30 protein-coding genes are annotated in these 26796 nt (G+C 63.0%); 3 read left to right on the top strand and 27 right to left on the bottom strand.

The window, feature by feature from the left end; translation table 11 throughout:
- The first annotated feature begins 37 nt into the window (after window positions 1-37).
- Entirely contained in the window at window positions 38-466 is a 429-nt protein-coding gene (locus tag ACQ4WN_RS03010; protein WP_436550203.1) for a group III truncated hemoglobin, read from the top strand.
- Here the strand turns inward: ACQ4WN_RS03010 and ACQ4WN_RS03005 are convergent.
- The 15 genes from ACQ4WN_RS03005 to ACQ4WN_RS02935 all read right to left on the bottom strand — a co-directional run bounded on the left by ACQ4WN_RS03005 (window position 463) and on the right by ACQ4WN_RS02935 (window position 11951).
- Window positions 463-1221, bottom strand: a complete 759-nt coding sequence (locus ACQ4WN_RS03005; protein ID WP_436550202.1) for an rRNA pseudouridine synthase — start codon at window positions 1219-1221, stop codon at window positions 463-465. The two genes, ACQ4WN_RS03010 and ACQ4WN_RS03005, sit on opposite strands and share 4 nt — an antisense overlap.
- An 81-nt stretch (window positions 1222-1302) precedes the next feature.
- Complete coding sequence (locus tag ACQ4WN_RS03000; protein ID WP_436550201.1) at window positions 1303-2220, bottom strand: class I SAM-dependent methyltransferase; 918 nt, start codon at window positions 2218-2220, stop codon at window positions 1303-1305.
- Entirely contained in the window at window positions 2207-2401 is a 195-nt protein-coding gene (gene iscX / locus ACQ4WN_RS02995; RefSeq protein ID WP_071076333.1) for a Fe-S cluster assembly protein IscX, read from the bottom strand. The genes ACQ4WN_RS03000 and iscX overlap by 14 nt, the downstream gene beginning before the upstream one ends.
- Before the next feature lies 1 nt (window position 2402).
- A complete protein-coding gene (fdx, locus tag ACQ4WN_RS02990) occupies window positions 2403-2744 on the bottom strand; it encodes an ISC system 2Fe-2S type ferredoxin (protein WP_034750070.1) in 342 nt (113 codons plus the stop codon).
- Between the two features lie 74 nt (window positions 2745-2818).
- Window positions 2819-4699 carry a Fe-S protein assembly chaperone HscA gene (hscA, locus tag ACQ4WN_RS02985; protein WP_436550200.1) on the bottom strand — a complete coding sequence of 627 codons (1881 nt, stop codon included), beginning with the start codon at window positions 4697-4699 and terminating at the stop codon, window positions 2819-2821.
- 88 nt (window positions 4700-4787) lie between these two features.
- Window positions 4788-5303: a Fe-S protein assembly co-chaperone HscB gene (hscB, locus tag ACQ4WN_RS02980; protein ID WP_436550199.1), complete on the bottom strand. Its 516-nt coding sequence runs from the start codon at window positions 5301-5303 to the stop codon at window positions 4788-4790.
- Window positions 5304-5369: 66 nt separating this feature from the next.
- Window positions 5370-5690 (bottom strand): iron-sulfur cluster assembly protein IscA, encoded by a 321-nt coding sequence (iscA, locus tag ACQ4WN_RS02975; protein WP_010399774.1) that lies wholly within the window; start codon window positions 5688-5690, stop codon window positions 5370-5372.
- Window positions 5691-5741: 51 nt separating this feature from the next.
- Window positions 5742-6131 (bottom strand): Fe-S cluster assembly scaffold IscU, encoded by a 390-nt coding sequence (gene iscU, locus ACQ4WN_RS02970; RefSeq protein ID WP_076567031.1) that lies wholly within the window; start codon window positions 6129-6131, stop codon window positions 5742-5744.
- Window positions 6132-6185: 54 nt separating this feature from the next.
- Window positions 6186-7442 (bottom strand): IscS subfamily cysteine desulfurase, encoded by a 1257-nt coding sequence (locus ACQ4WN_RS02965; RefSeq protein WP_436550198.1) that lies wholly within the window; start codon window positions 7440-7442, stop codon window positions 6186-6188.
- A 42-nt stretch (window positions 7443-7484) separates the two neighbouring features.
- Window positions 7485-7961: a Fe-S cluster assembly transcriptional regulator IscR gene (gene iscR, locus ACQ4WN_RS02960; protein ID WP_034779566.1), complete on the bottom strand. Its 477-nt coding sequence runs from the start codon at window positions 7959-7961 to the stop codon at window positions 7485-7487.
- A 213-nt stretch (window positions 7962-8174) separates the two neighbouring features.
- Window positions 8175-8726, bottom strand: a complete 552-nt coding sequence (gene ybiA, locus ACQ4WN_RS02955) for a riboflavin biosynthesis intermediates N-glycosidase (protein ID WP_436550197.1) — start codon at window positions 8724-8726, stop codon at window positions 8175-8177.
- Window positions 8727-8758: 32 nt separating this feature from the next.
- Entirely contained in the window at window positions 8759-9538 is a 780-nt protein-coding gene (locus tag ACQ4WN_RS02950; RefSeq protein ID WP_436550196.1) for a uracil-DNA glycosylase family protein, read from the bottom strand.
- A 133-nt stretch (window positions 9539-9671) separates the two neighbouring features.
- Window positions 9672-10322: a maleylacetoacetate isomerase gene (gene maiA, locus ACQ4WN_RS02945; protein WP_436550398.1), complete on the bottom strand. Its 651-nt coding sequence runs from the start codon at window positions 10320-10322 to the stop codon at window positions 9672-9674.
- Between the two features lie 20 nt (window positions 10323-10342).
- Window positions 10343-11365, bottom strand: coding sequence for a fumarylacetoacetate hydrolase family protein (locus ACQ4WN_RS02940; protein WP_436550195.1), 1023 nt, complete (start codon window positions 11363-11365; stop codon window positions 10343-10345).
- A gap of 52 nt (window positions 11366-11417) precedes the next feature.
- Window positions 11418-11951 carry a VOC family protein gene (locus ACQ4WN_RS02935; protein WP_436550194.1) on the bottom strand — a complete coding sequence of 178 codons (534 nt, stop codon included), beginning with the start codon at window positions 11949-11951 and terminating at the stop codon, window positions 11418-11420.
- 125 nt (window positions 11952-12076) lie between these two features.
- Here ACQ4WN_RS02935 and ACQ4WN_RS02930 point away from each other — a divergent pair, with 125 nt between their 5' ends.
- Window positions 12077-13042: a LysR family transcriptional regulator gene (locus ACQ4WN_RS02930; RefSeq protein WP_436550193.1), complete on the top strand. Its 966-nt coding sequence runs from the start codon at window positions 12077-12079 to the stop codon at window positions 13040-13042.
- Between the two features lie 61 nt (window positions 13043-13103).
- The gene (locus ACQ4WN_RS02925) at window positions 13104-13694 is read left to right on the top strand and encodes a gamma-glutamylcyclotransferase (protein WP_436550397.1); all 591 of its coding nucleotides are present in this window, start codon (window positions 13104-13106) and stop codon (window positions 13692-13694) included.
- 209 nt (window positions 13695-13903) lie between these two features.
- Here the strand turns inward: ACQ4WN_RS02925 and ACQ4WN_RS02920 are convergent, their stop codons facing one another.
- The 12 genes from ACQ4WN_RS02920 to ACQ4WN_RS02865 all read right to left on the bottom strand — a co-directional run bounded on the left by ACQ4WN_RS02920 (window position 13904) and on the right by ACQ4WN_RS02865 (window position 26735).
- Window positions 13904-15091, bottom strand: coding sequence for a PA0069 family radical SAM protein (locus tag ACQ4WN_RS02920; protein WP_436550192.1), 1188 nt, complete (start codon window positions 15089-15091; stop codon window positions 13904-13906).
- A gap of 80 nt (window positions 15092-15171) precedes the next feature.
- Entirely contained in the window at window positions 15172-15861 is a 690-nt protein-coding gene (locus ACQ4WN_RS02915; protein ID WP_436550191.1) for a tRNA-uridine aminocarboxypropyltransferase, read from the bottom strand.
- Between the two features lie 95 nt (window positions 15862-15956).
- Window positions 15957-17711: a methyl-accepting chemotaxis protein gene (locus ACQ4WN_RS02910; RefSeq protein WP_436550190.1), complete on the bottom strand. Its 1755-nt coding sequence runs from the start codon at window positions 17709-17711 to the stop codon at window positions 15957-15959.
- A 261-nt stretch (window positions 17712-17972) separates the two neighbouring features.
- Window positions 17973-18485, bottom strand: coding sequence for a lipocalin family protein (locus tag ACQ4WN_RS02905; RefSeq protein WP_436550189.1), 513 nt, complete (start codon window positions 18483-18485; stop codon window positions 17973-17975).
- A 20-nt stretch (window positions 18486-18505) separates the two neighbouring features.
- Entirely contained in the window at window positions 18506-19306 is an 801-nt protein-coding gene (locus ACQ4WN_RS02900) for a substrate-binding periplasmic protein (RefSeq protein WP_436550188.1), read from the bottom strand.
- Window positions 19307-19339: 33 nt separating this feature from the next.
- Window positions 19340-20371 (bottom strand): type VI secretion system protein TssA, encoded by a 1032-nt coding sequence (gene tssA, locus ACQ4WN_RS02895; protein WP_436550187.1) that lies wholly within the window; start codon window positions 20369-20371, stop codon window positions 19340-19342.
- Between the two features lie 20 nt (window positions 20372-20391).
- Window positions 20392-23043 (bottom strand): type VI secretion system ATPase TssH, encoded by a 2652-nt coding sequence (gene tssH, locus ACQ4WN_RS02890; RefSeq protein WP_436550186.1) that lies wholly within the window; start codon window positions 23041-23043, stop codon window positions 20392-20394.
- Window positions 23040-23516, bottom strand: a complete 477-nt coding sequence (tssE, locus tag ACQ4WN_RS02885) for a type VI secretion system baseplate subunit TssE (RefSeq protein ID WP_436550185.1) — start codon at window positions 23514-23516, stop codon at window positions 23040-23042. Before tssE ends, tssH begins: the two co-directional genes overlap by 4 nt.
- Window positions 23517-23582: 66 nt before the next feature.
- A complete protein-coding gene (locus tag ACQ4WN_RS02880) occupies window positions 23583-24074 on the bottom strand; it encodes an Hcp family type VI secretion system effector (RefSeq protein ID WP_436550184.1) in 492 nt (163 codons plus the stop codon).
- Between the two features lie 31 nt (window positions 24075-24105).
- A complete protein-coding gene (gene tssC, locus ACQ4WN_RS02875; protein WP_436550183.1) occupies window positions 24106-25596 on the bottom strand; it encodes a type VI secretion system contractile sheath large subunit in 1491 nt (496 codons plus the stop codon).
- 1 nt (window position 25597) lies between these two features.
- Entirely contained in the window at window positions 25598-26107 is a 510-nt protein-coding gene (gene tssB, locus ACQ4WN_RS02870) for a type VI secretion system contractile sheath small subunit (protein ID WP_436550182.1), read from the bottom strand.
- A gap of 37 nt (window positions 26108-26144) precedes the next feature.
- Window positions 26145-26735: a tetratricopeptide repeat protein gene (locus ACQ4WN_RS02865; protein WP_436550181.1), complete on the bottom strand. Its 591-nt coding sequence runs from the start codon at window positions 26733-26735 to the stop codon at window positions 26145-26147.
- Window positions 26736-26796 lie beyond the last annotated feature (61 nt).

Genomic DNA, 26796 nt, shown 5'->3' with positions numbered 1-26796 from the left:
TTGAAGCGCTACGGGGCCTCTGCGATCATGGCGTGCCATGAATAATACCGCCCCCCTCCCCCACACAAGCTTCGCTCCCTACCGCGAGGAAGTCTGCAGCGAAGACGACGTCAAGCATCTCGTCCACACCTTTTATGCGGCCGCACGCAACGATGCCATGCTCGGTCCCATCTTTGCCGCCGAGGTCAAGGATTGGGATGCCCACCTGGCAACACTGGTCGATTTCTGGTCAGGCTTGCTGCGCGGCACCATGCGCTATCACGGCAAGCCTCTGGCCCAGCACGCGCAAATGGAACACCTCACGCCCTGCATGTTCCGCCGCTGGCTGACCCTGTTCTTCGCCACGACCGAGAGCATGGGCAACCCGGCCCTGCAGGAGAAGGCCGATACCATCGCCTTGAATATTGCCGAAAGGCTATGGAAAAGCTTTGCGGAAAGCCACGCCATCGTGGCGCCGCAGGGTTAGAATCGCTCGTAGCCTTGCAGGTAGCGCCACTGGCCTGACGGCATGGCGCCCATCGAAATGCGCCCGATGCGCAAGCGCTTCATGGCGACCACTTCCAGCCCCACCATCTTGCACATATGGGCGATCTGGCCCGGCTGCACGTTTTTCAGGGCAAAGCGCAAACGCGTTTCATTTTGCCAGCTGACCTTGATCGGCGGCAAAGGCTTGCCATTGAAAGGCAAGCCGTGATTGAGCAGCGCCAGGCCGTTTTCCGCGATGGCGCCCGATACTTCCACGATGAATTCCTGCTCCACCGTTTTCGCTTCGTCGACCAGCTTGCGGGCGACGCGGAAATCCTGCGTAAACACCAGCAAGCCGGACGCCATGGTCTCGAGCGGATTGGTGATGGTCAAGCCGATCAGATGACGCTTGAGGAAGCGCGTGACAGAGCTGGGCGCCACATTTTCCGGCGTGAAAATTTCTTCGGGACGCAGGCAGCTTAATGCGGGTTTTCCCTCGCTACCCACGCCGCCGTTGATCCCGGCCGGTTTGTGCAGCAGGATCGTCACGGGCGGCATTTCTTCCAGGGTGGCGTTCGGCAACAGCACCACCACTTGATTGTCGGCCACGCGCGCGCCCGACTCTTCCACCAGCACGCCGTCGACCGTGACCCAGCCGCCCTCGATATACAGCTCGGCCTCGCGGCGCGAACAGGGCACGTCTTCAGACAGACGCTTGGCCAGGCGGACGGTGGGCATTTCGTGTGGTGTGGTCATGGGGAGGCGCAAAAAGCAAGAGGAGGAGAAAGCCGGTATTGTAACCGACCCGCTCCTCCCCTCGTGTGCGACAGCGTATGCTTACGCGCTGGCCTTGGCCAGCTCTTCGGCAAAGAAACGGTGGCCCATCTCTTCCAGGCCCAGCGTCTGCAGCACTTCCTGCAGGCGCTCGGTCGGGCGCTGGCGCGGCAAGTTCTTGTAGCTGGCGATGATCAGTTCATTCTTCATCGAATGCTCCCAGCCCACCAGTTCCGTCACGCTGACCTGGTAGCCATGCGCTTCCAGCTGCAGGCAGCGCAGCACGTTGGTGATCTGGCTGCCGAACTCTCGCGTGTGCAGCGGGTGGCGCCACAGTTCCGTCAAGACATTCATACCCAGGCTCTTGCCCTTGTTCTTCTTCAATACAGAAGCGACTTCGGCCTGGCAACAGGGCACCAGCACCATGAATTTCGCCTTTTTCTTCAGGGCGAAATGGATGGCATCATCGGTGGCCGTATTGCAGGCATGCAAGGCGGTGACGATGTCGATCTGCTGCGGCAGCAAGCTCGACTCCGTCGATTCGGCCACGGACAGCGGCAAAAACGACATGCCGGGGAACTTGAATTTTTTGGCCAGCTCTTGCGAACGCTGCACCAGCTCTTCGCGCGTCTCGATGCCGTAGATGTGCGAACCGTCGTTGCCATTCTTGAAGAACAGGTCGTACAGGATGAAACCCAGATACGACTTGCCGGCACCGTGGTCGACCAGCGAGACGCCGGGGTGATCGAGCTGCACTTCACGCAGCAGCGGCTCGATGAACTGCGTCAGGTGGTACACCTGCTTGAGCTTGCGGCGGCTATCCTGGTTCATCTTGCCGTCGCGCGTCAGGATGTGCAATTCCTGCAGCAAGGCGACCGACTGGCCATCCTTGATCTCGGGCATGTTGCTGGCGGCCGTGATGACGTCTTTCGGCACGGCGACTGCGGTGGCGGCGACTGCCGCGCCCTTAGCGCGCTTCATCGATCCACGCCATCTGTATCGCTTCGAGCACTTTTTCGCCGCCGCGCGTGTGGTCATCGTCGAAGCCGTCCAGTTCCACCACCCAGTTATGCAGGTCGGTGAAACGCACGGTCAGGGGATCGATGTCCGGATGCGCGTCGTACAGCGCTTCGGCGATCGCGTGGATGTCGGACCATTTCATGTTAGTGGCTGCCTTCGCTGACCTGGTTGATCGTGTATTTCGGGATTTCGACGACGAGGTCGGCCTCGGCCACGATGGACTGGCACGACAGGCGCGACACGGCTTCCAGGCCCCAGGCCTTGTCCAGCATGTCTTCTTCCAGTTCCGTCGCTTCGTTCAGCGATTCGATGCCTTCACGCACCAGCACGTGGCAGGTGGTGCAGGCGCACGATTTTTCGCAGGCGTGCTCGATATCGATGTCGTTTTCCAGCAGGATGTCGCAGATGGACTTGCCGGCAGGGGCTTCGATGACGGCGCCGTCCGGGCAAAGCTTGGCGTGCGGCAGGATAACGATTTGTGGCATGGTTTCTTCTTTCAGTCTGTCATTCGGAGCGCGGCCGCAGTCAATGCTCGCGGCGGCGCGCTGTTCAATTAGTTTTATACGACTTGATCCAAGGACTTGCCCTTCAGGGCAGTGCGCACGCTGCGGTCCATGCGGCGCGAGGCGAAATCCTCCGTGCCGTCGGCCAGCGCCTCGATCGCCAGCTTCAAGGCCTGGTGGTCGATGGCGCCACTTTGCGATTGCACGATGGCGTCGCGCACCTTGTTCATCAAGCCATCCACCAGCACGCGTTCCGCCTCGTCGAGCAAGCCGCCGTCTTCATCGAGGGCCGACTGCGTGGCCAGCAGGATGCGTTCCGCTTCCACCTGCTCTTCGCGCAGCGCGCGCGCCACCATGTCGACGTCGGCCGAGGTGTAGGAATCCTGCAGCATGCGCGCGATGTCGTCGTCGCCCAGGCCGTAGGCCGGCTTGACGCTGATCGACGCTTCCACGCCCGAGCGCAGTTCGCGCGCCGAGACGGACAGCAAGCCATCCGCATCGACCTGATACGTGATGCGGATGCGCGCAGCGCCCGCCACCATCGGCGGAATGCCGCGCAATTCAAAGCGCGCCAGCGAACGGCAATCACTCACCAGTTCGCGCTCGCCCTGCAGCACGTGCACGGCCAGGGCCGTCTGGCCATCCTTGAAGGTCGTGAATTCCTGCGCACGTGCGCAGGGAATCGTCGAATTGCGCGGGATGATCTTTTCCACCAGGCCGCCCATGGTTTCGATGCCCAGGGAGAGCGGGATCACGTCCAGCAGCAGCCAGTCGTCGCCGGCGGCGCGGTTGCCGGCCAGCAAGTTCGCCTGGATGGCCGCGCCCAGCGCCACCACTTTATCGGGGTCGATATTCGCGTGCGGCGTCGTGTGGAAAAATTCGCTGACGGCGCGTTGCACGTGCGGCATGCGCGTGGCGCCGCCCACCATCACCACGCCATCGACGTCGTCCGCATCCACGTTCGCGTCGCGCAAGGCTTTCTTGATGGCGTTCATGGTCTTGCCCACCAGGTGCTGCGTCATGGCCGCAAATTCCGTCGCCGTGATGCGCAGGTGGATCTCTTCGCCCGAGTTCAGGGCCGCATCGATCATCGTTTCCGACTTGGTCGACAGCGTTTCCTTGATTTCGCGCGCTTTCACCATCAGGATCGCCGTGTCTTCGTCCGACAGGGGCGCCAGCTTGGCGTGCTCGCTGATCCAGCAGAACAGGCGGCGGTCGAAATCGTCGCCGCCCAGGGCCGAATCGCCGCCCGTGGACAGCACTTCAAACACGCCCTTGCTCAGTTTCAGGATCGAGATGTCGAAAGTGCCGCCGCCCAGGTCATACACGGCGTACACGCCTTCCGAGGCGTTGTCGAGGCCATACGCAATGGCGGCCGCCGTCGGCTCGCTCAGCAGGCGCAAGACATTGATGCCGGCCAACTGGGCCGCATCTTTCGTGGCCTGGCGCTGCGCGTCGTCAAAGTAGGCGGGCACGGTGATCACGGCGCCCACCAGGTCATCACCCAGCGAGTCTTCCGCGCGCTGACGCAGGGTGGCGAGGATTTGCGCCGACACTTCGACGGGGCTCTTCACGCCGGCCACGGTTTTCAGCTGCACCATGCCAGGCGTATCCTGGAAGTCGTAGGGCAGATTTTCCGCGTAGGCGATGTCGGCCAGGCCGCGGCCCATGAAGCGCTTCACGGACACGATGGTGTTCTTCGGGTCGGTGGTTTGCGCGGACAGGGCCTTGTAGCCGATGTTCGCGTGGCCATTCGGCAGGTAGCGCACGACGGAGGGCAGCAGGGAGCGCCCGTCTTCGTCGTTGAGGACCTCGGGAATGCTGTTGCGGACAGTGGCGACCAGGGAATTGGTGGTGCCCAGATCGATGCCGACGGCCAGGCGGTGCTGGTGCGGCGCGGTCGACATGCCTGGTTCGGAAATTTGCAGAAGTGCCATTGTATTCGTGCCTCGATTAATTTTTTGCGTGGTGCTGCTGATGCCTGCCGCGCATTATAAGACGCGCGCCAGACTGGCGCTTGGCCAGTCAGGCTTCCATCGATTCATATGCAAAACGGACTTCCTCGCCGAATTTATCGAGGAACATCAGGGCGCGCACGCTTTGCGCGGCATTCACATAGTCGCCCCCGTCGAGCTGGGCCGCCACCTGGGCCAGCAGTGCCTTGCGTTCGCCGCGCAGCTGGCGATCCAGGGCGTCGAGCGCGTCGGCATCCTTGCCAGCACGGGCGTCGCCCAGTTCCTCGCGCCACTCCATCTGCTGCATCAGGAAGCTGACGGGCATGGCCGTATTCGATTCCGTCTGCAAATCGACGCCATTGAGCTCGCACAGGTATTGCGCGCGCTTTTGCGGGCTTTTCAGGGTTTGATAGGCTTCATTGGCGCGCGTGGCCCATTGCATAGCCACGCGCTTTTCAGCGCTGCTGGCGTTGATGAAACGGTCCGGATGGACCTTGCCCTGCACGTCGCGGTAGGCCGCGTCGAGCGCGCTCATGTCGAGCCCGAACTGCGCCGGCAACTGGAATAATTCGAAGTGGTTTTGCATAATGGTCGGTGGTCGCTGTACCGCAATCGATGGGTACAGCGCACCGACCGGGGTCTTGCCAGCTGTTTAAATCCTGAAGGACTCGCCGCAGCCGCAGGCGTCTTTTTCGTTCGGATTGTGGAACTTGAAGCCTTCGTTCAAGCCTTCGCGCGCGAAATCGAGTTCCGTGCCGTCGATGTAAGGCAGGCTTTTCGGGTCGACGAAGACTTTCACGCCGTGCGATTCGAAGACGCTGTCTTCGGCCGCCACTTCATCGACATATTCGAGCTTGTAGGCCAGGCCCGAGCAGCCCGTGGTGCGCACGCCAAAGCGCAGGCCCATGCCCTTGCCGCGCCGTTCGATATAACGGTTGATGTGTTTCGCCGCTTTTTCGGTCAGTGTGATCATGTATTTCTCCGCAACTGCCCCGGCCTTGCGGCTGGGGCGGGCTGCCAACGTTTAAGCTGCTACTGGATGGCGGGTCTGGTAATCCAGCACTGCCGCCTTGATGGCGTCTTCCGCCAGGATGGAGCAGTGGATTTTCACCGGCGGCAGGGCCAGTTCTTCGGCGATCTGCGTGTTCTTGATGGCCAGCGCCTGGTCCAGGGTCTTGCCCTTGACCCATTCGGTCACCAGCGAGCTCGACGCGATGGCCGAACCGCAGCCGTAGGTCTTGAATTTTGCGTCTTCGATCAGGCCATCGGCGCCGACCTTGATCTGCAGTTTCATCACGTCGCCGCAGGCAGGGGCGCCCACCATGCCGGTGCCGATGGTTTCATCACCCTTGTCGAAAGCGCCCACGTTGCGTGGGTTTTCGTAGTGATCGAGTACTTTGTCCGAGTAAGCCATTTTGATGCTCCTTTAATATGCTTGCCGGCCCCGTGAGCGGGACCTGCGTGATGGTTAGTGTGCCGCCCATTGGATCGAATTGATGTCGATCCCTTCCTTGAACATGTCCCACAGGGGCGACAGCTCACGCAATTTATGTACTTTCGATTTCAGCAGGTTCACGGCGAAGTCGATGTCTTCCTCGGTCGAGAAGCGGCCGATGGTGAAGCGTATCGAGCTGTGCGCCAGTTCGTCGCTGCGGCCCAGGGCGCGCAGCACGTACGATGGCTCCAGGCTGGCCGAGGTGCAGGCCGAACCGGACGACACGGCGATATCCTTGATGGCCATGATCAGCGACTCGCCTTCGACGTAGTTGAAGCTGACGTTCAGGTTGTGCGGCACGCGGTGGTCCATGTCGCCGTTGATGTAGACTTCTTCGATCTCTTGCAAGCCCTTGGCCAGGCGGTCGCGCAAGGCCTTGATGCGGCCGATTTCGCTGTCCATCTCTTCCTTGGCAATGCGGAACGCTTCGCCCATGCCGACGATCTGGTGCGTAGGCAGGGTGCCCGAACGCAGGCCGCGCTCATGGCCGCCACCGTGCATCTGCGCTTCCAGGCGCACGCGCGGCTTGCGGCAAACGTACAGGGCGCCCACGCCTTTCGGGCCGTAAGTTTTGTGCGCCGTGAAGGTCATCAGGTCGACCTTGGTCTTTTGCAGATCGATGACGAGCTTGCCCGTCGCTTGCGCGGCGTCGCAATGGAAGATGATGCCTTTCGAGCGGCAGAACACGCCGATTTCGTCGATCGGCTGGATCACGCCGATTTCGTTGTTCACCAGCATCACCGACACGAGGATGGTGTCCGGGCGCACGGCCGCAGCCAGCTGCTCGACGGTGACCAGGCCATTGTCCTGCGGTTCCAGATACGTCGCTTCGAAGCCGATGCGTTCCAGTTCGCGCACCGTGTCGAGCACCGATTTGTGCTCGGTCTTGACGGTGATGATGTGCTTGCCCTTGGTCTTGTAGAACTGCGCCGCGCCCTTGATGGCGAGGTTATTGCTTTCCGTCGCGCCGGACGTCCAGATGATTTCGCGCGGATCGGCGTTCACCAGGGCCGCCACGTAGCCGCGTGCCTCTTCCACGGCTTTTTCCGCCGTCCAGCCATACATATGGCTGCGCGATGCCGGATTGCCGAACTGCTCGCGCAGGTAAGGAATCATCTTGTCGGCGACGCGTGGATCGATCGGCGTGGTGGCCGAGTAATCCATGTAGATCGGAAAATGCGGTGCGGTTTCAAAATGCACTTGGCCTACGTTTTTTTCAGGGGCGTTCATCAATAACTCCAATGCAATCAGCAACTTAGTATTTTGTAATATTCAACCGAGGGCGGCGTGGTTACGGTGCATCACCATCACGCTTTGCTCGGCAATCTTTTGTCTCTGCTGGTCGACCAGGTCCTGCAAGGACACAGAATCCAGATAATCGACCATTTTTTCGTTCAGCGTAGACCACAATTCATGCGTCATGCAGCGTGCACCCGTGGCCGCGTCCGCGCCGTGGCAATGTTCCTTGCCGCCACACTGCGTGGCGTCCAGCGGTTCGTCGACGGCGATGATGATGTCGGCCACCGTCACCTTGTCGGCACGGCGCGCCAGGCTGTAGCCGCCGCCGGGGCCGCGGATCGATTCGACGATTTCATGCCGACGCAGCTTGCCGAACAGCTGCTCCAGGTAGGACAGGGAAATCGACTGGCGCTGGCTGATGCCGGACAAGGTAACCGGGCCCTTGCCCTGGCGCAGGGCAAGATCGATCATCGCTGTCACGGCAAAACGGCCTTTTGTAGTCAGACGCATACATCCTCGGTCAACTGTTCAATAACTGGTTTAAAATATTGCGGCTTTTCAACTTCTCAAACCCTGAGTAGTTGAATGATTTAGTCAAGTATAACAAATTCGGCAGGGTTTGTCAGAGCGCCCCTCGATGACCACAGGGCTGGCAGGGGCATGGCCGGCCGCGCCAGGCGCGGCTGCTTCAGGAAAACAACAATCGGAAAATCGCGGGCGTTCTCAGCCGCGTAAAGCTGTCCGTACTTTCATCAGTTCAAAACCCAGCAGGTTCAAGCCGTCCCAGGTGGCGGGGTCCAGGATGCGCGGGTTGTCCGACGCCAGGCCCACGCCCCAGATGCGGTCGACGGGACTGGCTTCGACGATGACGCGTTCGCCCGTGCCCAGCAAAAACTTGCGCAGCGCGGCCTTCTGCGAGAACTTGGCAAAGTTGCCATCGAAGACGATGCCGGCGCGCGCCGCTTCCCACACCCTGGCGTCAAAGTTCGCCACTTCACGTCCCAGTTTCTTCACTTCCGACGGCCGCCCCGCCGCCACGATGCGCGCCTGCACGGCCGTGTCGCCAAACAGGGCCGCCTTTTGCGCCATCATGTAGTGCTCGGCCGTCGCATACGTCACGCCAGCGAGACTGAATGGCGATGGAAACCACTGGCTGAAGCAGCTTTTGTCGGGCACCTGCGGCTGTGCCGGCGTGTGCCCCCAGAAATACAGATAATCGGGCACGCCGCCCGCCGCTATCCATGCCTTCAATTCTTCCACATTACTGATTTGCATATTCCCCGCACTTCCGCCAGACAGGCGCCAATTCAAGCACGCAATAGTTGCATCGGGCCAAACAAGGCCTGCATGTCAAGATTGCCGATAAAGGACAGATTATACGGATGTTCCGCCGTCACCTGCGGCAGCATTGCCGCCACTGGCAAGCGCTTGATGAGCTCGGCGATCTTGCCCCACAACACCAATTGCGGCAAGGCCGCACCTCCCTGCTGCGCCAGCGCTTCCAGCACCACCTGCAGGAAGGGCAGCCAGCCGCGCGCATCTTGCACGGGCGGCACATGAGAACGGAACACCAGCGCCGCGTTGAGCAGCAAAAAGCCCTGCTCCGTCATCTTGCGCTGCAAGTCGGGCAGGGTCTGGATCACGCCGCTACCGGCTTGCTGCGCGGCGGCCGCCACGGGCGCCATGGCCGCGCCTGACGTGTCGCCGCCCTGCAACTGGCCATCGGCCACCAGCAGCATCTTCATGAAGTTGCGCAAGGACGTGGCGCGGTTGACGGGCTTCGACAGCCCCGTCGCCGACCACAGACTGCCGACGGCGCCATCCATGAAGCACACGCCCGTGGCGCTGTCGGCGCGCGGATACGGCCCCTCGCCCACCAGCACATGGCGCACTTGCGCCAGCGGCAGGGCGAAGGCGGCAAACAGCCGGCCCTGCGTGGGCAGGTAATCGTCGACGGCCAGCGCCGGCAGGTAAGCGGGATCGGCCGCCATCATGGCCTGCAAGCCGCGCAGCAGGATGGGACGCCAGGAAGCATGCGCCAGGGACAGGGCGTCGGTGATGCCGGCGGGAACGGTGGTAGCGGTCATGGCGCGAGAAGTATTTGGACAAACGCAAATTGTAGCCTACCGGCAAGCTGGCATTGCCTGGCCAACATCAAGCACGCGTAAAAAAGCCCCACCTGTTGCCAGACGGGGCTTTCTGCCTCGCGCCGCATCAAGGCTATTCGGCGTCGGGTTGCTGCGACGGATGGGCGGCGGCAAACGCCGGCAAGCCGGCGCAATGCGCATGGATGCGCGCCACGCGCGGATACGGCGCCAGGTCGATGGCGAAGCGCTGCGCATTGAACACTTGCGGCACCAGGCAGCAATCGGCCATCGTCGGGCTGTCGCCATGGCAGAACAGGGCCGTGCCGGCAGGATCGCCCTGCGCCAGCAGCGCTTCCACGGCCGCCAGACCCTCGGCCATCCAGTGGCGGTACCACTCCTGCTTGGCTTCGTCCGACACGCCAAGCGTGTTTTTCAGGTACTTCAAGACGCGCAGATTCGTCAGCGGGTGCGCATCGCAGGCAATCGCCAGCGCCAGCGCGCGCACGCGGGCGCGTCCCAGCGCATCGGCCGGCAGCAGCGGCACGCCAGGACGCGTCTCGTCCAGATATTCGAGCATCGCCAGCGACTGCGTCAGGATGGCGCCATCGTCATCGAGCGTCGGCACCAGCGCCGACGGGTTGACGGCCCGGTAGGCTGGCAGCAACTGCTGTCCGCCATCCTGCAGCAAATGCACGGGGATGCTGTCGTAATCGATGCCCTTTAAATTGAGGGCAATGCGCACGCGGTAGGCGGCCGAACTGCGGAAATAGGTGTACAACTTCATGCTCATGACGGGGCGTCCTTTCAGGCGCGGCCGGCGTACAGCGCGACCGTCTGCTCGATGCTGCCGAAGATGCTGGCACCGGCCGCGTCGCGCATCTCGATGCGCACCGTGTCACCGAACTGCAGGTACGCCGTTTTTGGCGCGCCGTGTTCGATGGTTTCATACATGCGCACTTCGGCCAGGCAGCAGTAGCCCACGCCACCATTGTCGATGCTGGAACCGAACAGGTTGCCCTGTTTGTTCGACACGGTGCCCGAGCCGACGATGCTGCCGGCGCCCAGTTCGCGCGTCTTCGCCGCATGCGCCACCAGCTGCGCAAAATTGAACGTCATGTCTTCGCCCGCGTTTGGTTTGCCGAACGGCTTGTCGTTCAGGTCGACCAGCAGCGGCAAATGCAGCTTGCTGTCCGCCCAGTCGGCACCCAGTTCATCGGGCGTGACGGCGACGGGCGAAAACGCGCTGGCCGCCTTTGACTGGAAGAAGCCGAAGCCCTTGGCCAGTTCGCCCGGGATCAGGTTGCGCAGCGAGACATCGTTGACCAGCATGACCAGGCGAATCGATGCTGCCGCATCGGCCACGCTGGCGCCCATGACCACGTCGCCCGTAATGACGGCCACCTCAGCTTCCAGGTCGATGCCCCACTCTTCGGACAGGGCGAAGATCGGGTCGCGCGGGCCGATGAAACTGTCCGAGCCGCCCTGGTACATCAGCGGGTCCGTGTAGAACGAGGCCGGCACTTCCGCGTTGCGCGCCTTGCGTACCAGTTCCACGTGGTTGATGTAAGCGGAACCGTCGGCCCACTGGTAGGCGCGCGGCAGCGGAGAGTGGCACAACGCTGCATCAAACGGCTGCGCGTCCGGCGCCTGGCCCGCATTCAGGTCGGCGTACGCCTGTTCCAACTTTGGCGCGACGGCGTCCCATTTGTCGAGTGCAGCCTGCAGGGTGGGAGCGATGGCGGCCACGCGCTGGTACTGACGCAGGTCGCGGCTGACGAGGATCAGGGCGCCGTCGCGGCTGCCGTTTTTCAGGGTTGCGAGTTTCATTGGATGTGTTCCTTGTTATACGTATTGATCAGATGGTCTCAGTCTGCGGCGCTCAGGCTTCAGCTGGCGCGTGCATCCAGGCGGCGTGCTTGGGTGCGCGGCGCGTCTGCGACCATTCTTCCAGCATTTCCCATTTGACGGCGTCCAGTTTGGCCATCATCTCGGGCGTGCCCACGTTGGCCGCCAGTTCCAGGCGATGACCGTTCGGGTCGAAGAAGTAAATCGACTGGAAGATGGCGTGGTTCACGGGGCCCAGCACCTCGATGCCGGCGGCCACCAGACGCTCCTTGGCGGCCAGCAATTCCTCGATGCTGCCCACTTCCAGCGCCAGATGCTGCACCCAGGCGGGGGTATTGCGGTCGCGATCCATCGGTGGCTGCGTCGGCAATTCGAAGAAGGCCAGCACATTGCCCTGGCCCGCGTCGAGGAAGACGTGCATGTACGGGTCCGGCGCCTTGGTCGACGGCACCAGGTCTTCCGCGATGGCGAGGACGAAATGCATGTTCAAATGCTTGACGTACCACTCGACGGTTTTCTTCGCGTCGATGCAGCGGTAGGCGACGTGGTGGATTTGCTTGATCTTCATGGTCTGTCTCCAATGGATGGCGCCTTGGGCGCGATGGCTGGCGTGTTTTTCAGCTTTTCACCATTAGAATCGAGTTACAGCTATCATACAAACAATTTTTAACCATTGATTTATCGGATTATCTTATGAGTCCCAGCCTGCGACAGATGCGCGCCTTCGTGGCGCTGGCCAAGACCGGCAGCTTTACCCTGGCCGCCGAATACCTGCACGTGACGCAGTCCGCCTTGAGCGGCTTGATCAAGGAGCTGGAAAGCGTGCTGGGCGTGCGCGTGGTCGAGCGCAGCACGCGCAAGACGCAACTGTCGGAAATCGGCCGCGAACTGTATCCGCTGTTTGAAAAGATGATCGAGGACCTCGATGGCGCCATGGCCGGCATCGCCCAGCGCAAGGCCCTGAAAACGGGCATGGTGCGCATCGCCGCGCCGCAGATGATGGCCTGCACCCTGCTGCCGGAAGTGATCGCCGCCTACCGCCAGGCACACCCGGACGTGCAGCTGCGCCTGGTCGATTGCCCCGTGGAAAATGTGTCGGCGCGCGTCTTCAGCGGCGAAGTCGATTTCGGCATCGGCCCCGAGCGCGACCCGACGGCGGAAATCGCCGCGCAAGTGCTGTTCGAAATGCCCTTCGTGCTGGTCTTCCCCGAGCAGCACCCGCTGCAGCAGAAAGAGCGCGTCACCTGGGCCGATGTGGGCGACTACCCGTTCATCTCGCTGCAGGGCCAGTTTACGGAGCGCCTGCTGCGCGACATGCACGGCGCGTTTCGCGAACTGTCGCTTAATCCCTACAATGAAGTGACCTTCATGACGACGGCGCTGGCCATGGTCAGCGCCAATCTGGGCATCACGGTCTGCCTGCCGTATGCAGAACCGATGGTCAAACTATACAAATTGCACATGCGTGCCCTGCACGAGCCGGAACTGACGCGGCGCTTTTTCGTCTACACGAAGACGGGCCGTTCGCTGTCGCCGGCGGCCGAAAGCTTCATGGCCTTCCTGTTCCAGTTCGTCGAGACGCACGAGTGGAACGTCGGCGGAAACAACGGCGCACGCGACGCCCTGCCGGCCAGCGGCCCGGCTGGCAGCGCTTTATAATGGCATATCGCCCCTTGCCGCTTACGCCATGACCCAGCCTGACCAGAACGACCTGTCTTGCATCGACGCCGCCACCATCGCCATCAACCAGCGCATGAACAAATTCGACGGCCACGCCCAGGTCTGGCTGTTCGGCTACGGCTCGCTGATCTACAAGGCGGACTTTCCCTATATTGAACGCCGCCCCGCCAGCATCGCCGGCTGGACACGGCGCTTCTGGCAGGGATCGCACGATCATCGGGGCACGCCGATGGCGCCGGGCAGGGTTGCCACCATCGTCCCGCAGGCGGGCGCCGTGTGCGACGGCATGGCTTATTTAATTACCCCTGAAGTCTTCGCCCACCTCGACCACCGCGAAAAAAATGGCTACCTGCGCCTGGCCACCGACATTAGCTTCGAGGATGGCGGCAAGGTCGAAGGCCTGGTGTACATCGCCAACGAAGAAAACGCCGCCTTCCTCGGCGCCGCCCCGGAACTGGACATCGCGCGCCAGATTGCCCGATCAAACGGCCCCAGCGGCCCGAACAGCGAATACCTGCTGCACCTGGCCAGCGCCCTGCGTGAGCTGGGCAAGAGCGACCCGCACGTCTTTGCCATCGAGCAGCATCTGGCGCAGTTCCAGACCCATACCCAGGATGACGCCACACGATAGCGCCGCACGATAGAGCGCGCGGCGCCCTCCGGCACCTGTGGCAAGACACCTGTGGCAAGATCCTGCCTCCGGGTTCCTGGAAGACGGCGCACTCATCCCGGCGAGCAGCTGCACTCCCCCAGCCGCAGGTCACCACTGCCCGCATTTCAGCGCGTGAGCACCACCCTGCCGCATGCCGCATGCCGCATCAGCGCTGAGGACGGTTTAACTTAAAACAAATCCAGCTGCCCCGCATTGCCCCCTTTCTCCCTTGCCCCCAACGGCGGCACCACCAGTGGCCGCCGGAACTGCGTGCAATCGAGCTGCTTGAAGCGGCCGCCCTTGCCGTGCAGCCCCAGCCTGTGCACGGCTTTCTCGAAACGCTGGCGGATGAGGTCGGCCCACACGCCTTCGCCCCGCATACGCGTGCCGGACGCGCTGTCGTAATCCTTGCCGCCGCGCATTTCGCGCACCCGGTTCATCACGCGCTGGGCCCGTTCCGGGAAGTGCGCTTCCAGCCATTGCTGGAACAATGGGCTCACTTCCCACGGCAGGCGCAGCACCACATAATGGGCGTGGATGGCGCCAGCGTCGCGCACGGCTTCGAGCAGCTGCTCGATTTCCGGTTCCGTGACAAACGGAATGATGGGCGCGATGCTCACGCCCACGGGAATGCCCGCCTCCGTCAGGGTGCGGATGGTGCGCAGCCGCCGCGCCGGGGCGGCCGCGCGTGGCTCCAGCGTGCGCGCGATGCCGGGATCGAGCGTGGTGACAGTGACGGCCACGGCCGCCAGGTGCCTGGCCGCCATTGGCGCCAGAATGTCGATATCGCGCTCGATCAGCGACGATTTCGTGATCAGCGCCACGGGATGCTCACACTCGTGCAACACTTCCAGCACGCGCCGCGTCAGTTGCCGTTCGCGTTCGCACGGCTGATACGCATCGGTATTGACGCCCAGGGCGATCGGTTCGGGCACATACGACGGCTTGGCCAATTCGCGCCGCAACAGTTCGGGGGCGTTCACCTTGGCGTAGATGCGGCTTTCGAAGTCCAGGCCCGGCGACAGGCCCAGATAGCTGTGCGTGGGACGGGCAAAGCAATAAATGCAGCCATGTTCACAGCCCCGGTACGGGTTCAGCGACACATTGAAGGGCAAATCGGGCGAGGCATTGCGCGTGAGGATGGTGCGTGCCTGCTCGTCGCTGACCTGCGTCTTCCAGCCCGGATCCTCCTCCCCGGCGGCCTCGTCCAGGCCGCCCACGCTCCAGCCATCATCGAAACCGGCGCGCGCATGCGCCTCGTAGCGCCCTTGCAAGTTCGACACGGCACCGCGCCCCTTGCGGCTTTTCAGCGATTGCGGCGGCAACATGGCTTGCCCGGCGAAGCTGTCATCGTGCTCTGGAATGATTGCTTTCATGAACGGCTCCATTAACTGTATATACGTACAGTATACTATGCCGCTGTGCAGCCAAGATCAAGGGCTGGCGTGATGCCGTTTCACGCTTTTTCAGCATGCGGCATGACATAACTCAACTGCTGCGCGACAAAACCGTCAAATGCCGTGATCAAGGGAACGAAGCGCGGTGCGTCCTGCTCCAACTGCATCAAGGCATAGCACGTCGCCTCCAGGCTCGACAACTGGTCTGGCGCGTGCGCCTTGCGGATCAGGTAATGGGAAGCGGGCGTATCGCGCAGGGGCAGGCGCGGCAACTGCTGCAAGCGGGGATTCAGATACAGCATCTTGCGGCTCTTGCGCCAGGTGGCGTCCAGCACCACCAGCCGCAAGCGTGCCGGATCAAGCAAAGTGGCGGGGTCGAGCGCAGGCGGCGGCGCGATGCCCAGCGAACGATCGCCTGGCGTCTCCGGATACAGCAGCACATTGTGCTTGTCGGCCAGCAGTGCGGCAAGCGTGTCCGGGGCAAACTGCTCGCCCGTCAGCAGTTGGCTGTTGGGCAGACTCAGGTGCAACAAGCGGGCACTGCCCTTGGCGTTGTGGACTTCCAGCGGATGTTGCAGGATCAATACCTCCACCGCATGGGAAACGGGGGCGATCCAGCGGCAGATGCAGCTGGTGGCGGCGCGCAGGCAGAGCGGGCAGCGCTCGCGTTTGGCCGCTTCGGCGTGGGAGGGCGATGCAGAGGTCTGGCTGGAGATGCTGGAGGTGCTGGAGGTGCGGCTGGTGGTCATGGCGGAGCGCGTGCGCGGTATTCTTCAAGCCGCGATTGTAGCGCCCGCGCCATGCCAGCGGGAATGGCCGAGCATGGGGCCGCTTAAAACAAAGCTTAAAACTCTTCCCACTCGTCGGCGCCAGAAGCGACCGGTGTGCGCGGCTTGCTGGTGTGTGCCGTGTCCGGTTTCGCTGCCTTGACGGGGCCGCTGGCGGAGCGGGCGACGACAGTGGACGCGGAGGTGCGCGCAACAGCGCTCAGGGCACGCCGTGCCGCAGGCTGGCCTGCGGCGGGCCGGGCGGACACGCTGGCCGAGACATATTGCGAGGTGACATCGAGCTTGAATACCCCCACCACCTCGGCCAGCTTGGCTGCCTGTTCCTGCATGGATTCGGCTGCCGCGGCGGCCTGCTCTACCAGGGCAGCGTTTTGCTGCGTCACCTGATCCATCTGGCCGATGGCCTGGTTGACTTGCTCGATGCCGGCGCGCTGCTCATCGCTGGCATCGGTGATCTGGTTCATGATCTGCGTCACGTGGCTGATGCTTTGCACGATCTCGTCCATGGTGCGGCCCGCCTTGTCCACCAGTTGCGAACCGGCTTCGACCTTTTGCACGGAATCGTCGATCAAGCCTTTGATCTCCTTGGCCGCCGCGCTCGACCGCTGCGCCAGGTTGCGCACCTCGGATGCGACTACGGCAAAACCGCGGCCCTGCTCGCCGGCCCTGGCCGCTTCCACGGCCGCGTTCAGTGCCAGGATATTCGTCTGGAAGGCGATGGCGTCGATGACGCTGATGATGTCGACAATCTTGCGCGAGGAATCGTTGATCGAGCCCATGGTGCTGACCACTTCCGACACCACCACGCCGCCCTTGCTGGCGATCTGCGAGGCGTCGATGGCCAGCTGATTGGCGCTGCGCGCATTGTCGGCATTGAGTTTCACGGTCGAGGTCAGTTCTTCCATCGAAGAAGCGGTCTCTTCCAGCGAGCTGGCCTGCTCTTCCGTACGCGACGACAAGTCCAGGTTGCCGGCAGCAATTTCGCTCGATGCCGTGCTGATCGATTCGGTGCCGGCGCGCACCTGGCCGACGATACTGACCAGTTTATCGTTCATGTTTTTCAGCGCATGCATCAGCTGCCCCGTTTCATCGCGACTTTCCACCACGATATCGCTGGTCAGGTCACCAGCGGAAACGGCTTCCGCCACTTCGACAGCGCGCGTGATGGGACGGGTGATCGAACGCGTAATCCAGTAAGCGCAGGCGATGCCCAGCAAAATGGCGAACGCGCCCAGCGAGATCAGCAGAAAACGGCCGTTTTCGTAGCGCGAACGGATTTGCGCAGCCGCTTCATCGAGCAATCTGGCCTCCAGCACTTCCAGCTTCTTCAGCGCCGCCAGGTAAATATCGCGCTTGGCGGCCATGTCGCCCTCGTACAGGCGCTTGCCCAGTTCCAGGTCACCCGCATTCTTGGCCTTGAACACATTTTTGCGCACTTCCGTGTAGGCCTTGCGCGTGCTCAGCACCTCCTGGTACAGCGCCTGCTCTTCAGAGTTCAGCTCGCTCTTGCCGATATCGTTCTGGATTTCCGTGGCACGGGCGGACGAGACCGCCATTTCCTTTTCAAACTGCTTCTGGTGTTCGGGGTCACTGACTTTCCAGGCGGCCGCCGTGCGCGCCGCGTTCACCTCGATGACCTTGGTCCACTCGGCGATCAGGCGCTCATTGCGCACCTTGACGTTGACCAGTGTATAGGTTTCCTTGCTGGCGCTTTGCATTTGCACGATGCCCACCACGGTCAGGCTCGTCAACAGGAGCAAGACGGCGGCAAAAGCGCCACCGAGACGCACGCCGATTTTGAGGTTTTTCATTGCGTAATTCCTATCTAAAAAAACAATGCACAAACGCCAAGAAACCGACCTGCTGCTACGTACCAATTTAGCACGCATCTACCGTGCGGCAATCGCGAGCGGCGACACAGCACTGCTCGCGCCACCAGAATGGCAGCACCCCGCAGCGCACCGCTTTGAAACAGATTGTGAGTGAATCAGGATGGTATTGCAAGAAATAATGCAGTAAAGCAACAACTGGAAGGCGCTATGCCGCCACGAACGGGCGGCAGGCAAGCAAGGTCAGTTTTGCTTCACATAGATCAATTTTGACGTATCGAAACCCAGCCCGCGCGCTTTCTCGACCAGGCGCTGCTGCAAGGCAGGGTCCATGGTGGGCGTGCGCGACAGCAACCACAAGTATGACTTGTCGGGGCCGCTGATCATGGAGTAGCTGTAATCTTGCGAGTCCAAATCAAAAACGATGTAAGAACCATAAAAGGGGCCGAAGAACGACACTTTCAGATAGCCCACCTCTTTCTTGTCCACGAAATACGCCTTGCCTTCGGCTTCCTTCCACTTCGCGTCCGCGTCCTTGTAACCGCGATTAAGTACTTTCAGGCCGCCATCCTGGCGCAGGCTATAGTCAGCCGTCACATGGCTCAGGCCCCGTTCGAAGGAATGATCGAGGCGCGCGATCTCATACCACTTCCCAAGATAGCGGGTCGTGTCGAAGTCATTGACGGGATGAATATTCTCGGGCCGGCCCACACAGCCTGCAAGCACGAGCACACACAGTAACAACAGTTTTTTCATGCTCTTCTCCATAGCTAAAATCAGGGTAGCAATGCGTGGTCGACGATGCGGCGGATCGCGCCACTATTCTGCATGCGCACGATGGCGGCATCGAATTGCTCGATAAAGTCATCGCGATAGGGGTAGGCGGCCGGCTGGCGTGTCGTAAAGCCCAGGTGGCCCTGCTGGCTGGCCAGCTGCGCCGTTTCCTGGAGCGCCTGCATCGGCGTGCCCGGCTGCCCTTCGCGCCGGATGCGCTGCAATTCCCACTGCGCCGACAGGCGGTCGCTGACATAGCAATCGATGCGCCCGCGCATCAGCTTGAGCAGATTCGTGCGCGTGCCCTTGGCCGGGTCGAGCACGATTTTTTCGGCGCGCAAGGACGCCGTCAGCGCCGCATCGCCAAGCAGGAAACCCGCGTTCACGCCGATGTGCAGGCCGCCGTAATCGGCGGGCCACTGCCGCAGCGCGCGCCTGGCCAGCACGTCCTGATTGCACAGCACCACCAACTGCTCCATCAGCAGCGGCACAGAATAGCGCACATACGGCCGTTCGCTGCGCCACGAATACGGCGGATACAGGGCGAACGCCTCGCCCGTCTGCAGCATCAGCAGCCCCCGCTTCCAGGGCACGGGACGCAGTTGCACCGCATACTGCGGCATCGATTGCACGGCTTCACGCACGATCTGCGCGTAGATGCCTTTCAGCTGGCCATTCTCGACGTAGGAGTATGGCGGATAATCGTCGTCGCCATAGATCACCAGCGGTGTAGCAGCCCCGGCCTGCGCGCTGGCAGCGATGAACAGGCATAGCGCGGCAGGCAACATGAATATTCTGGACATGCCCAAAGATTAGCATGGAAGCGCCAACAGCGATCACCCGTTCGCGCTGTTCGTCCCCAGCATCTCGTCGAGCTGCGCCAAGGTGCCCGAGTCCTTGACGACGGCGCGCAGCCACAGGTGCAGCGGCAGTTCGCCCCAGCTGGCGGCCTTGTCGGCCAGATACGCGACGGGGCTGTGGGGCTCCGTGCGGCGGAAAAAATCGGCCACCTGGCGCAACTGGGCCAGTGCCTGCTGGCGTTGCACGATGGCGCCCCCGCCGTTGCTGGCGCCCTGGCCAGCGGCGGGCGGCGCACCGGCGAAGTCCACGCCAGATGGCAACGGCGCAATGAAATGAATGACGTTTTCCAGCGCTTCGCGCGCGGCGCGGAAACTCGGCCCATCGGTGCCAAAACGCGCATCGACGCTGCGTTCGAACGCCAGCAGCGACTGCATGCAGTACTGTGCATCGGCCAGCAATGCGTCGGAAAAGGCGCGTGTATTCCTTTGCCGCGCCGCCTCCATCTGCGCCAGAGTCGCACCTTCGTCGTGGCGCGTATCACCCCAGCCCTGTTCCGCTGCTCCCTGCGCCAGGGTGGCCGCCGCGCGCTGGCGCGCCGCATCGAAATCCTGCAGTGAATACAGGCCATCGGCGCCATCGGTCAGCGGGATCTCGCGCAGCAGTTGCGGCGTGCGCGACAGCAGCCAGAAGACATTGCCGATGCGTTGTTCCTGGTCGCCCTCTTCCGCCGGCGGGTACAGGCCATCCCAATACCGTTCGCACAGGCCGGCCAGCAGCGCGTAGCCATCGCCCAGGCCACGGAAGTGGCGCGTTTTCGCGTGCGCCTCGGCCAGCCACACGGCCACGCGCAAATCCTTGCTGCACGCTGCGATCAGCTGTTCGCAGCGCGTCGCCACGAAAGGCCAGTCGGCCTCCTTCAGCGCCGTTACCCACTCGCCCTGGTCCAGGCTAGGATCATCATGCTGGCGCGCGCGCGCGATGGCGTCGAGCTCCTGGCTGAAAGTGATGTCTTCGCCGCAGGGACTGACGGCGCTGACGGGGTGCAGCAACTGCTCCAGATTGAACATGGCGCTCTCCGGGCGGTGGATTATCGGATTGTGTACTTGAACTGCCCCTGCTTGCTGGCGCTGACGCGTATGGAGGCGATCGGCTCGCCCTCTGCCATGCGCGCCAGCACCGCTTCGGCGATCAACGGCAGCAGGCTGCCGTTGAGAATCTGGTCGACATTGCGCGCGCCCGAGTCGACCTCGGTGCAGCGCGCCAGCACCGCCTCGACCAGGCCCGCGTCATGGTTGAACTGCGCCTGGTGGTTGCGCGCGATGCGTTGCCCGATACGCGCCAGCTTCAGCGCGATGATCTCGGCCAGCACCGCGTCGCTCAAGGGATAGAACGGCAGCACCTTCAGGCGTCCCAGCAAGGCCGGCTTGAAATGCGCCACCAGTTGCGGGCGCACCAATTCTTCCAGCGCAGCCGGCGTGGGCAAGTCCTGCGCTGCGCGGTTCAGACAGGCGGCCATCATGGCGCCGGAGCCCAGGTTCGAGGTGGCGATGATGACGGTGTTGCGAAAATCGACCTCGCGCCCTTCCGCGTCATCGAGCACGCCCTTGTCGAAGACCTGGAAGAACAGCTCCAGCACATCGGGATGGGCCTTTTCCGCCTCATCGAGCAGCACCACGCTGTAGGGCTGGCGCCGCACAGCTTCCGTCAGCACGCCGCCCTCGCCATAGCCGACATAGCCGGGCGGCGAGCCTTTCAAGCCGGCCACGCTGTGCGCCTCGTGGTATTCGCTCATGTTGATGGTAATGAGCTTGCGCTCGCCGCCATACAGCAGGTCGGCCAGCGCCAGCGCCGTTTCCGTCTTGCCCGTGCCGGACGGTCCCGTGAACAAAAACACGGCTTGCGGCTTGTTCGGGTCGTCCAGGCTGGCGCGCGCCGTGCGCACGCGCTGCGCCACCGCCGCGATGACGTGGTCCTGTCCCAGCACCCGTTCGCGCAGCGCCCCATCCAGGGTCAGCACCGTGCGAATCTCGTCCTTCAGCATTTTCCCCAACGGGATGCCGGTCCAGCCGGCGACGATGCCGGCCACCACCTGCGCATCGACTTCCAACGGCGCCAGCGGCGCTTCTCCCTGCAGGGCCGCCAGTTCTTCCTTCAGCGCCAGCAGGCGGGCCGCGCCGACTTCGCCCGGCCGCTCGCCGCGCAGTTGCCCACGCAAGTCGCCGATCTGCGCCACCAGCGCCTTTTCGCGCTCCCAGCGCTGCGCCAGCGCCGCGATCACCGCCTGTCCTTCCTCATGCTCGCGCCGCAGCTGCGCCAGGCGCGCGGCGCCGGCTTTATCGGGCGCTTCGCCATCGCTTGCCTCGCGGCTCAGGGCGGCGATTTCCGCGCCGATACGCTCCTGCCGCCGGTTCGCGTTTTCCAGCTGCGCCGGCGTGGCACGCTGGCCCAGCGCCACCTTGGCGCACGCCGTATCGAGCACGTTGATGGCCTTGTCGGGCAACTGGCGCCCGCTGATGTAGCGGTGCGACAGGCGCACTGCCTCGACGATGGCGACATCGCGCACGCGGATGCCGAAATGGCGCTCCATCAGCGGCGCCATGGCGCGCAGCATGGCGCAGGCAATGTCTTCGCCGGGTTCTTCCACCTTCACCACCTGGAAGCGCCGCGCCAGCGCCGCATCCTTTTCAAAGTATTTTTTGTACTCGCTCCAGGTGGTGGCGGCAATGGTGCGCAGGGCGCCGCGCGCCAGCGCCGGTTTCAGCAAATTGGCCGCGTCATTCTGCCCCGCCTGGCCACCGGCGCCGATCATGGTATGTGCCTCGTCGATGAAGAGGATGATGGGGTGCGGGCTTTTCGCCACCTCGTCGATGACATTCTTCAGCCGGCTTTCGAATTCTCCCTTGACGCTGGCGCCGGCCTGCAGCAAGCCCATGTCGAGCGCGTGGATATGCGCGCCCTGCAGCACCTCGGGCACGTCGCCGGCAGCGATGCGCAAGGCCAGTCCTTCCACCACAGCCGTCTTGCCCACGCCCGCCTCGCCGGTGAGGATAGGATTGTTCTGGCGCCGGCGCAGCAGGATGTCGACGGCCTGGCGTATCTCCGCCTCGCGGCCGATCACGGGATCGAGCTTGCCGTCGCGCGCCAGTTGCGTCAGGTCGGTGGTGAACTGGTCCAGCGCCGGGGTCTTGCTGGCAAGCGTCGCAACAGGATCATCGGGTGTGTTGGAAAGCTGCGGCACGGCCGCGCTTTCCTCTTCGGAGCCGGCGGTCAGCCTGTCCGGATGGTGCTTCAATTGCTCCACGCTGAAGCGGGCAAACAGCTTCGAGCCCCGATACGCGAGCTGCGACAGTTCCGGCTCCGTCAACAGCGCCAGCAACAGATGGCGGCTGCGGATGGTGGCCGGCCGGGTGGGATCCGCCACCGTGCCCAGCGAGGCGATCAGCCAGGCATGTTCGAACAGCAGCGGCAAGTGGGGCGAAAACACTGGCGTGCGCGCACTGCCGGTGCGGAAGCTGCCGATCTCGCGGCGCAGGTCGGCCTCCAGCGCCGTCAGGCTGATTTCGCTGCGGCGCGCAATGGTGACGAAATCGCTGCGCTCCTGCTCCAAGAGGGCCAGGAACAGGTGTTCGATATCGACTTCGTACTGCCCCAGTCCCACGCAGATGCCGGCGGCGCGGGTGGCTGCCGTGCGCGCCGTCTCATTCAGTTTGGCGATCAGTGTTTTCAAATTATTGCTCATGCGGCGGCTCCCTTGCGGTTGATCGAATAGCGCAGCGACGACGGCTGCAGCACGGCATCGAAATTGACCATCTCGCCGCCGGATATCACGGCCAGGGTGCCGCTGATGACGAAGCCCACGCGGTTGATGCTGCCTGCCTCGCGTTCCAGGCGGGCGCGCACATTGCGCAGGCGCGGTTCGTGGCGTTCGATGGCTGCCTTCAACGCGGCGCAGATGCGGGCGCGGTCATCGCTGCTGGAGAGGCACATGCCGGCGAAATCGATCAAGCCATAGTTGACGATGGAGGCCGCGCATTCCGGATACGCGTCCAGCGCGCCGGGCGGCAGGGCCACGCGCGTGTTGAGCAGCTCTTCCAGGTCGCGTGCCACCGCATCCTTCAACTGCTCGATCGACAGCCGCACCGCCACGCCGCCCGCTACCGCACCGCCGTCGCCCATCAGGCGGTCGAACAGGCCAGGTACATAACTGTCCATGCGCTCTCCTGAAAAGTCGGCGCGGCGCGCGGGCGAAGGTGGCCGCCGCGCGCCACGCACCTTGGATCAAACCACGCGGTTCGCGGCCAGGTCCCAGCCGCCCGAGGTATTGCCGCCGGCGCCGCCCGTCACTTTTTGCTGCGTGTACTTCCACTTCACTTTCGAGAACTTGAAGCCGACATGCTCGCCCAGGATGTCGCCTTCTTCCACGTTCGGCGTGACGGCGCCGATCAGCACATTCTCGATTTCGATTTCAAAATACTTGACGCGCTCACCCTGGCCGTCGGCGCGCATGAATTCGAAGCGCGCCTTGGGAATGGTCTTGCCGGCCGAGCAGGTCTGCAGCAGCACCGGCGAGGCCAGGTCGGCCAGCTTGGAGATGACGATGTCCTTGTGCTCGCAGCGTTCAGCCGTGTGGCCGCCGCCCGTCGAGGCGGTGGCGGACTTCGGCTGCTCGACGCTCCAGCTGACCGATTTGCACTCGATCCAGTCCTTGTGCTTGTCATCGGTGGACTCGCCCTTGATGCCGTCTATCTGCAGATATACATCGATTGCCATGGTGTGCTCCTTTGGTTGAAAGATGGGTGGATCAGGAATTGGTCGACTTCGGCAACTCCGCGACCAGTCGGAGCGATACGGATAATTCATCAAGCTGGAAGTGCGGCCGCAGGAACGACACGGCGCGGTACACGCCGGGCCGGCCCGGAACTTCGTGCACCTGCACGGAAGCCTCGCGCAGCGGGAACTGCGCCTTCTGTTCCTGGCTGGCGTTATCGTCGAGCAGCACGTACTGCATCAGCCAGCGGTTCAGGAAGTCTTCCACGTTGGAGGCGGCGGCAAAGCTGCCGATCTTGTCGCGCATCATGGCTTTCATGTAGTGGGCGATGCGCGAGACGGCGAAGATGTACTGCAACTGCGACGACAGCACCGCGTTCGCGTTGGCCGCGTCGCTGTTGTACTTGCGGCTTTTCTGCGCCGACTGCGCGCCGAAGAAGGCGGCATACGCTGTGTTCTTGCAGTGCACCAGCGAGATGAAACCGAGGTCCGACAATTCCTTTTCGCGGCGGTCGGTGATCGCCACTTCGGCCGGGCATTTCAGGGCCACGTCGCCCTCATCGGTCTTGAAGGTATGGGTGGGCAGGTCGTCCACCAGGCCGCCGCCCTCCACGCCGCGGATGGCGGCGCACCAGCCGTAATCGGCAAAGGCGCGCGTCAGCTTGCAGCCGAACGCATACGCGGCGTTACACCACAGGTATTTGTGATGGTCGCTGCCATCGACTTCCTCAACGAAGTTAAAACCTTCGACGGTGGTGCCATCGACGGGATTGAAGGGCAGCCGGCCCAGGAAGCGGGGCAAGGTCAGGCCGACGTAGCGCGCATCCTCGGATTCGCGGAAGGCTTTCCATTTCGCGTACTCGATGGTGTCAAACACCTTGGCCAGGTCGCGCGGCTTGCCCAGGTCGCCGTAGCTTTCCAGGCCAAACAGCTCGGGCGCGGCCGAAGCGATGAACGGCGCATGGGCGGCGGCGGCGATGTGCGACATCTGCTCGACGAAATACATGTCTTCCGGCTGGCGGGAAATGGCAAAGTCGCCCAGCAGTGCAGCGAATGGCGCGCCGCCGAAGGTGCCGAATTCCTCTTCGTAGACTTTCTTGAACATGCTGCTCTGGTCGAACTCCAGCGCCGCCTGGAAATCCTTCACCAGTTCGCGCTTGGTGGCGTTGAACATGCGGATCTGCAGGCGCGTTCCCGTGTCGGAATTGCCGACCAGGTAGCGCAGCCCAGTCCAGCTTTGCTCGATCTGCTGGAACGGCGCCGCATGCATGATTTCGCTGAGCTGCGCGGAAATCAGGCGGTCGATTTCTGCCACCCGCGCGTCCAGCGTGGCCGACAGGCTGCTGGACATCAGCACCGTGCCGTCGAGCACCTGCGCCACCAGTTCCGAGATCAGGTCGCGCGCGCGCGCATGTTCGGCGCCGGACTTGGCGACGCGGCTTTGCTCGACGATCTGGTCCAGCAAGTCGGTCGCGGCCGGGGCATCGGATGCGGCTACTGCAAGGGCTTCTGCCTGGGCGCTCATCTCAATTCTCCTGCGCTGGGAACTGCGGTTTCAGGGTGGCCAGGCTGTCCGTGTTATTCAGCACTTCCGTCAGCAAGTCTTCCAGCTTGTCGTTGCCGGCCAGCTTGTTGCGCAAGTCCGCCAGCTTGGTGCGCGCCTCGAGCAGCTTGCGCAAGGGGTCGACCTGGCGCACCACCGATTCCGGGCGGAAGTCGTCCATAGAGCGAAAGTGCAGGTCGACGGCGAACGTGCCGCCCGCCTCGCTGATGCGGTTCGGCACGGTGAAACGCGCCACCGGCTCCACGCCGGCCAGCACTTCATCAAAGTTGTCGTGGTCGATGGCGACGAACTTGCGGTCCTTCAGGCGTTTTTTCTCGCTGCCCGGATTGCCGCCAAAGTCGCCCAGCACGCCTACCACGAAAGGCAGCTCCTTGTTTTCAGTCACGTCGCCAATCTCGACGTCGTAAGTCATTTGCACGCGCGGCGCGCGTATCTTTTGCAGGCGTTTTTGCACGCTGTCGGACTTGGGCATATCGCTTCCTTTGCAAAGGGATGGTGGGAACGCCTACTTATTTCAGGCCGCTGAACGGATCGGCTGCGCTGCCTTGCTGCGCCGCACCCTTCGCCGCCGGCGTACCGGAACCGGCAGCGCGCTTGCCGGTCGCCGGCGGACGCTTGGCCGGCGGCACCAGCACGTCTTCGCCAATGCTCGCGCGCAGCAGCTTGGCCAGGTCCTGCGCTTCCGAGCGCAGCGAGCCATTCAGATTGTTTTGCCGCGACAGGTCGGCCAACGCCTTGCCGGACAGGCGCAAGCCGCTGACGGCGACGATGCTGTTGGCGACCTTGTCGTCCGGGTCGCGCTCCAGCGCTTCGAGCGCATGGCCGATGGCGTCGCCGTACTGGCCGCGATCGAACTTCATCTGCGCCATTTTCAGCCACGGTGCCTTGTCGGCCGGGTAGCTGCTGCCACCGCCCTTGAGGATGGTCATGGCGCGCTCGTACTGGCCAGCGCGCGCGGCCGCATCGGCGTCGCTGATCACTTGCGCCAGGGTCGGCGCTGCAGGTTTCTTGGGCGTCGGCTGCTCTGGCGTGGCGCAAGCGGCCAGCAGCAAGGCGCTGGCGAAGCAGGCAATACGGGGCAACATGGTGGCTGGCTTCATCGGGGCATTCCTTCACATCGAGGACGCTACCGCTGGGAAAGATGGGCGGCGCCTTGGTGGA

Source organism: Janthinobacterium pasteuri, assembly GCF_051380775.1.
Taxonomy (GTDB): Bacteria; Pseudomonadota; Gammaproteobacteria; order Burkholderiales; family Burkholderiaceae_D; genus Janthinobacterium.
Note: the sequence above shows the minus strand (reverse complement) of the source record. Positions and strands in the feature narration are given on the sequence as shown.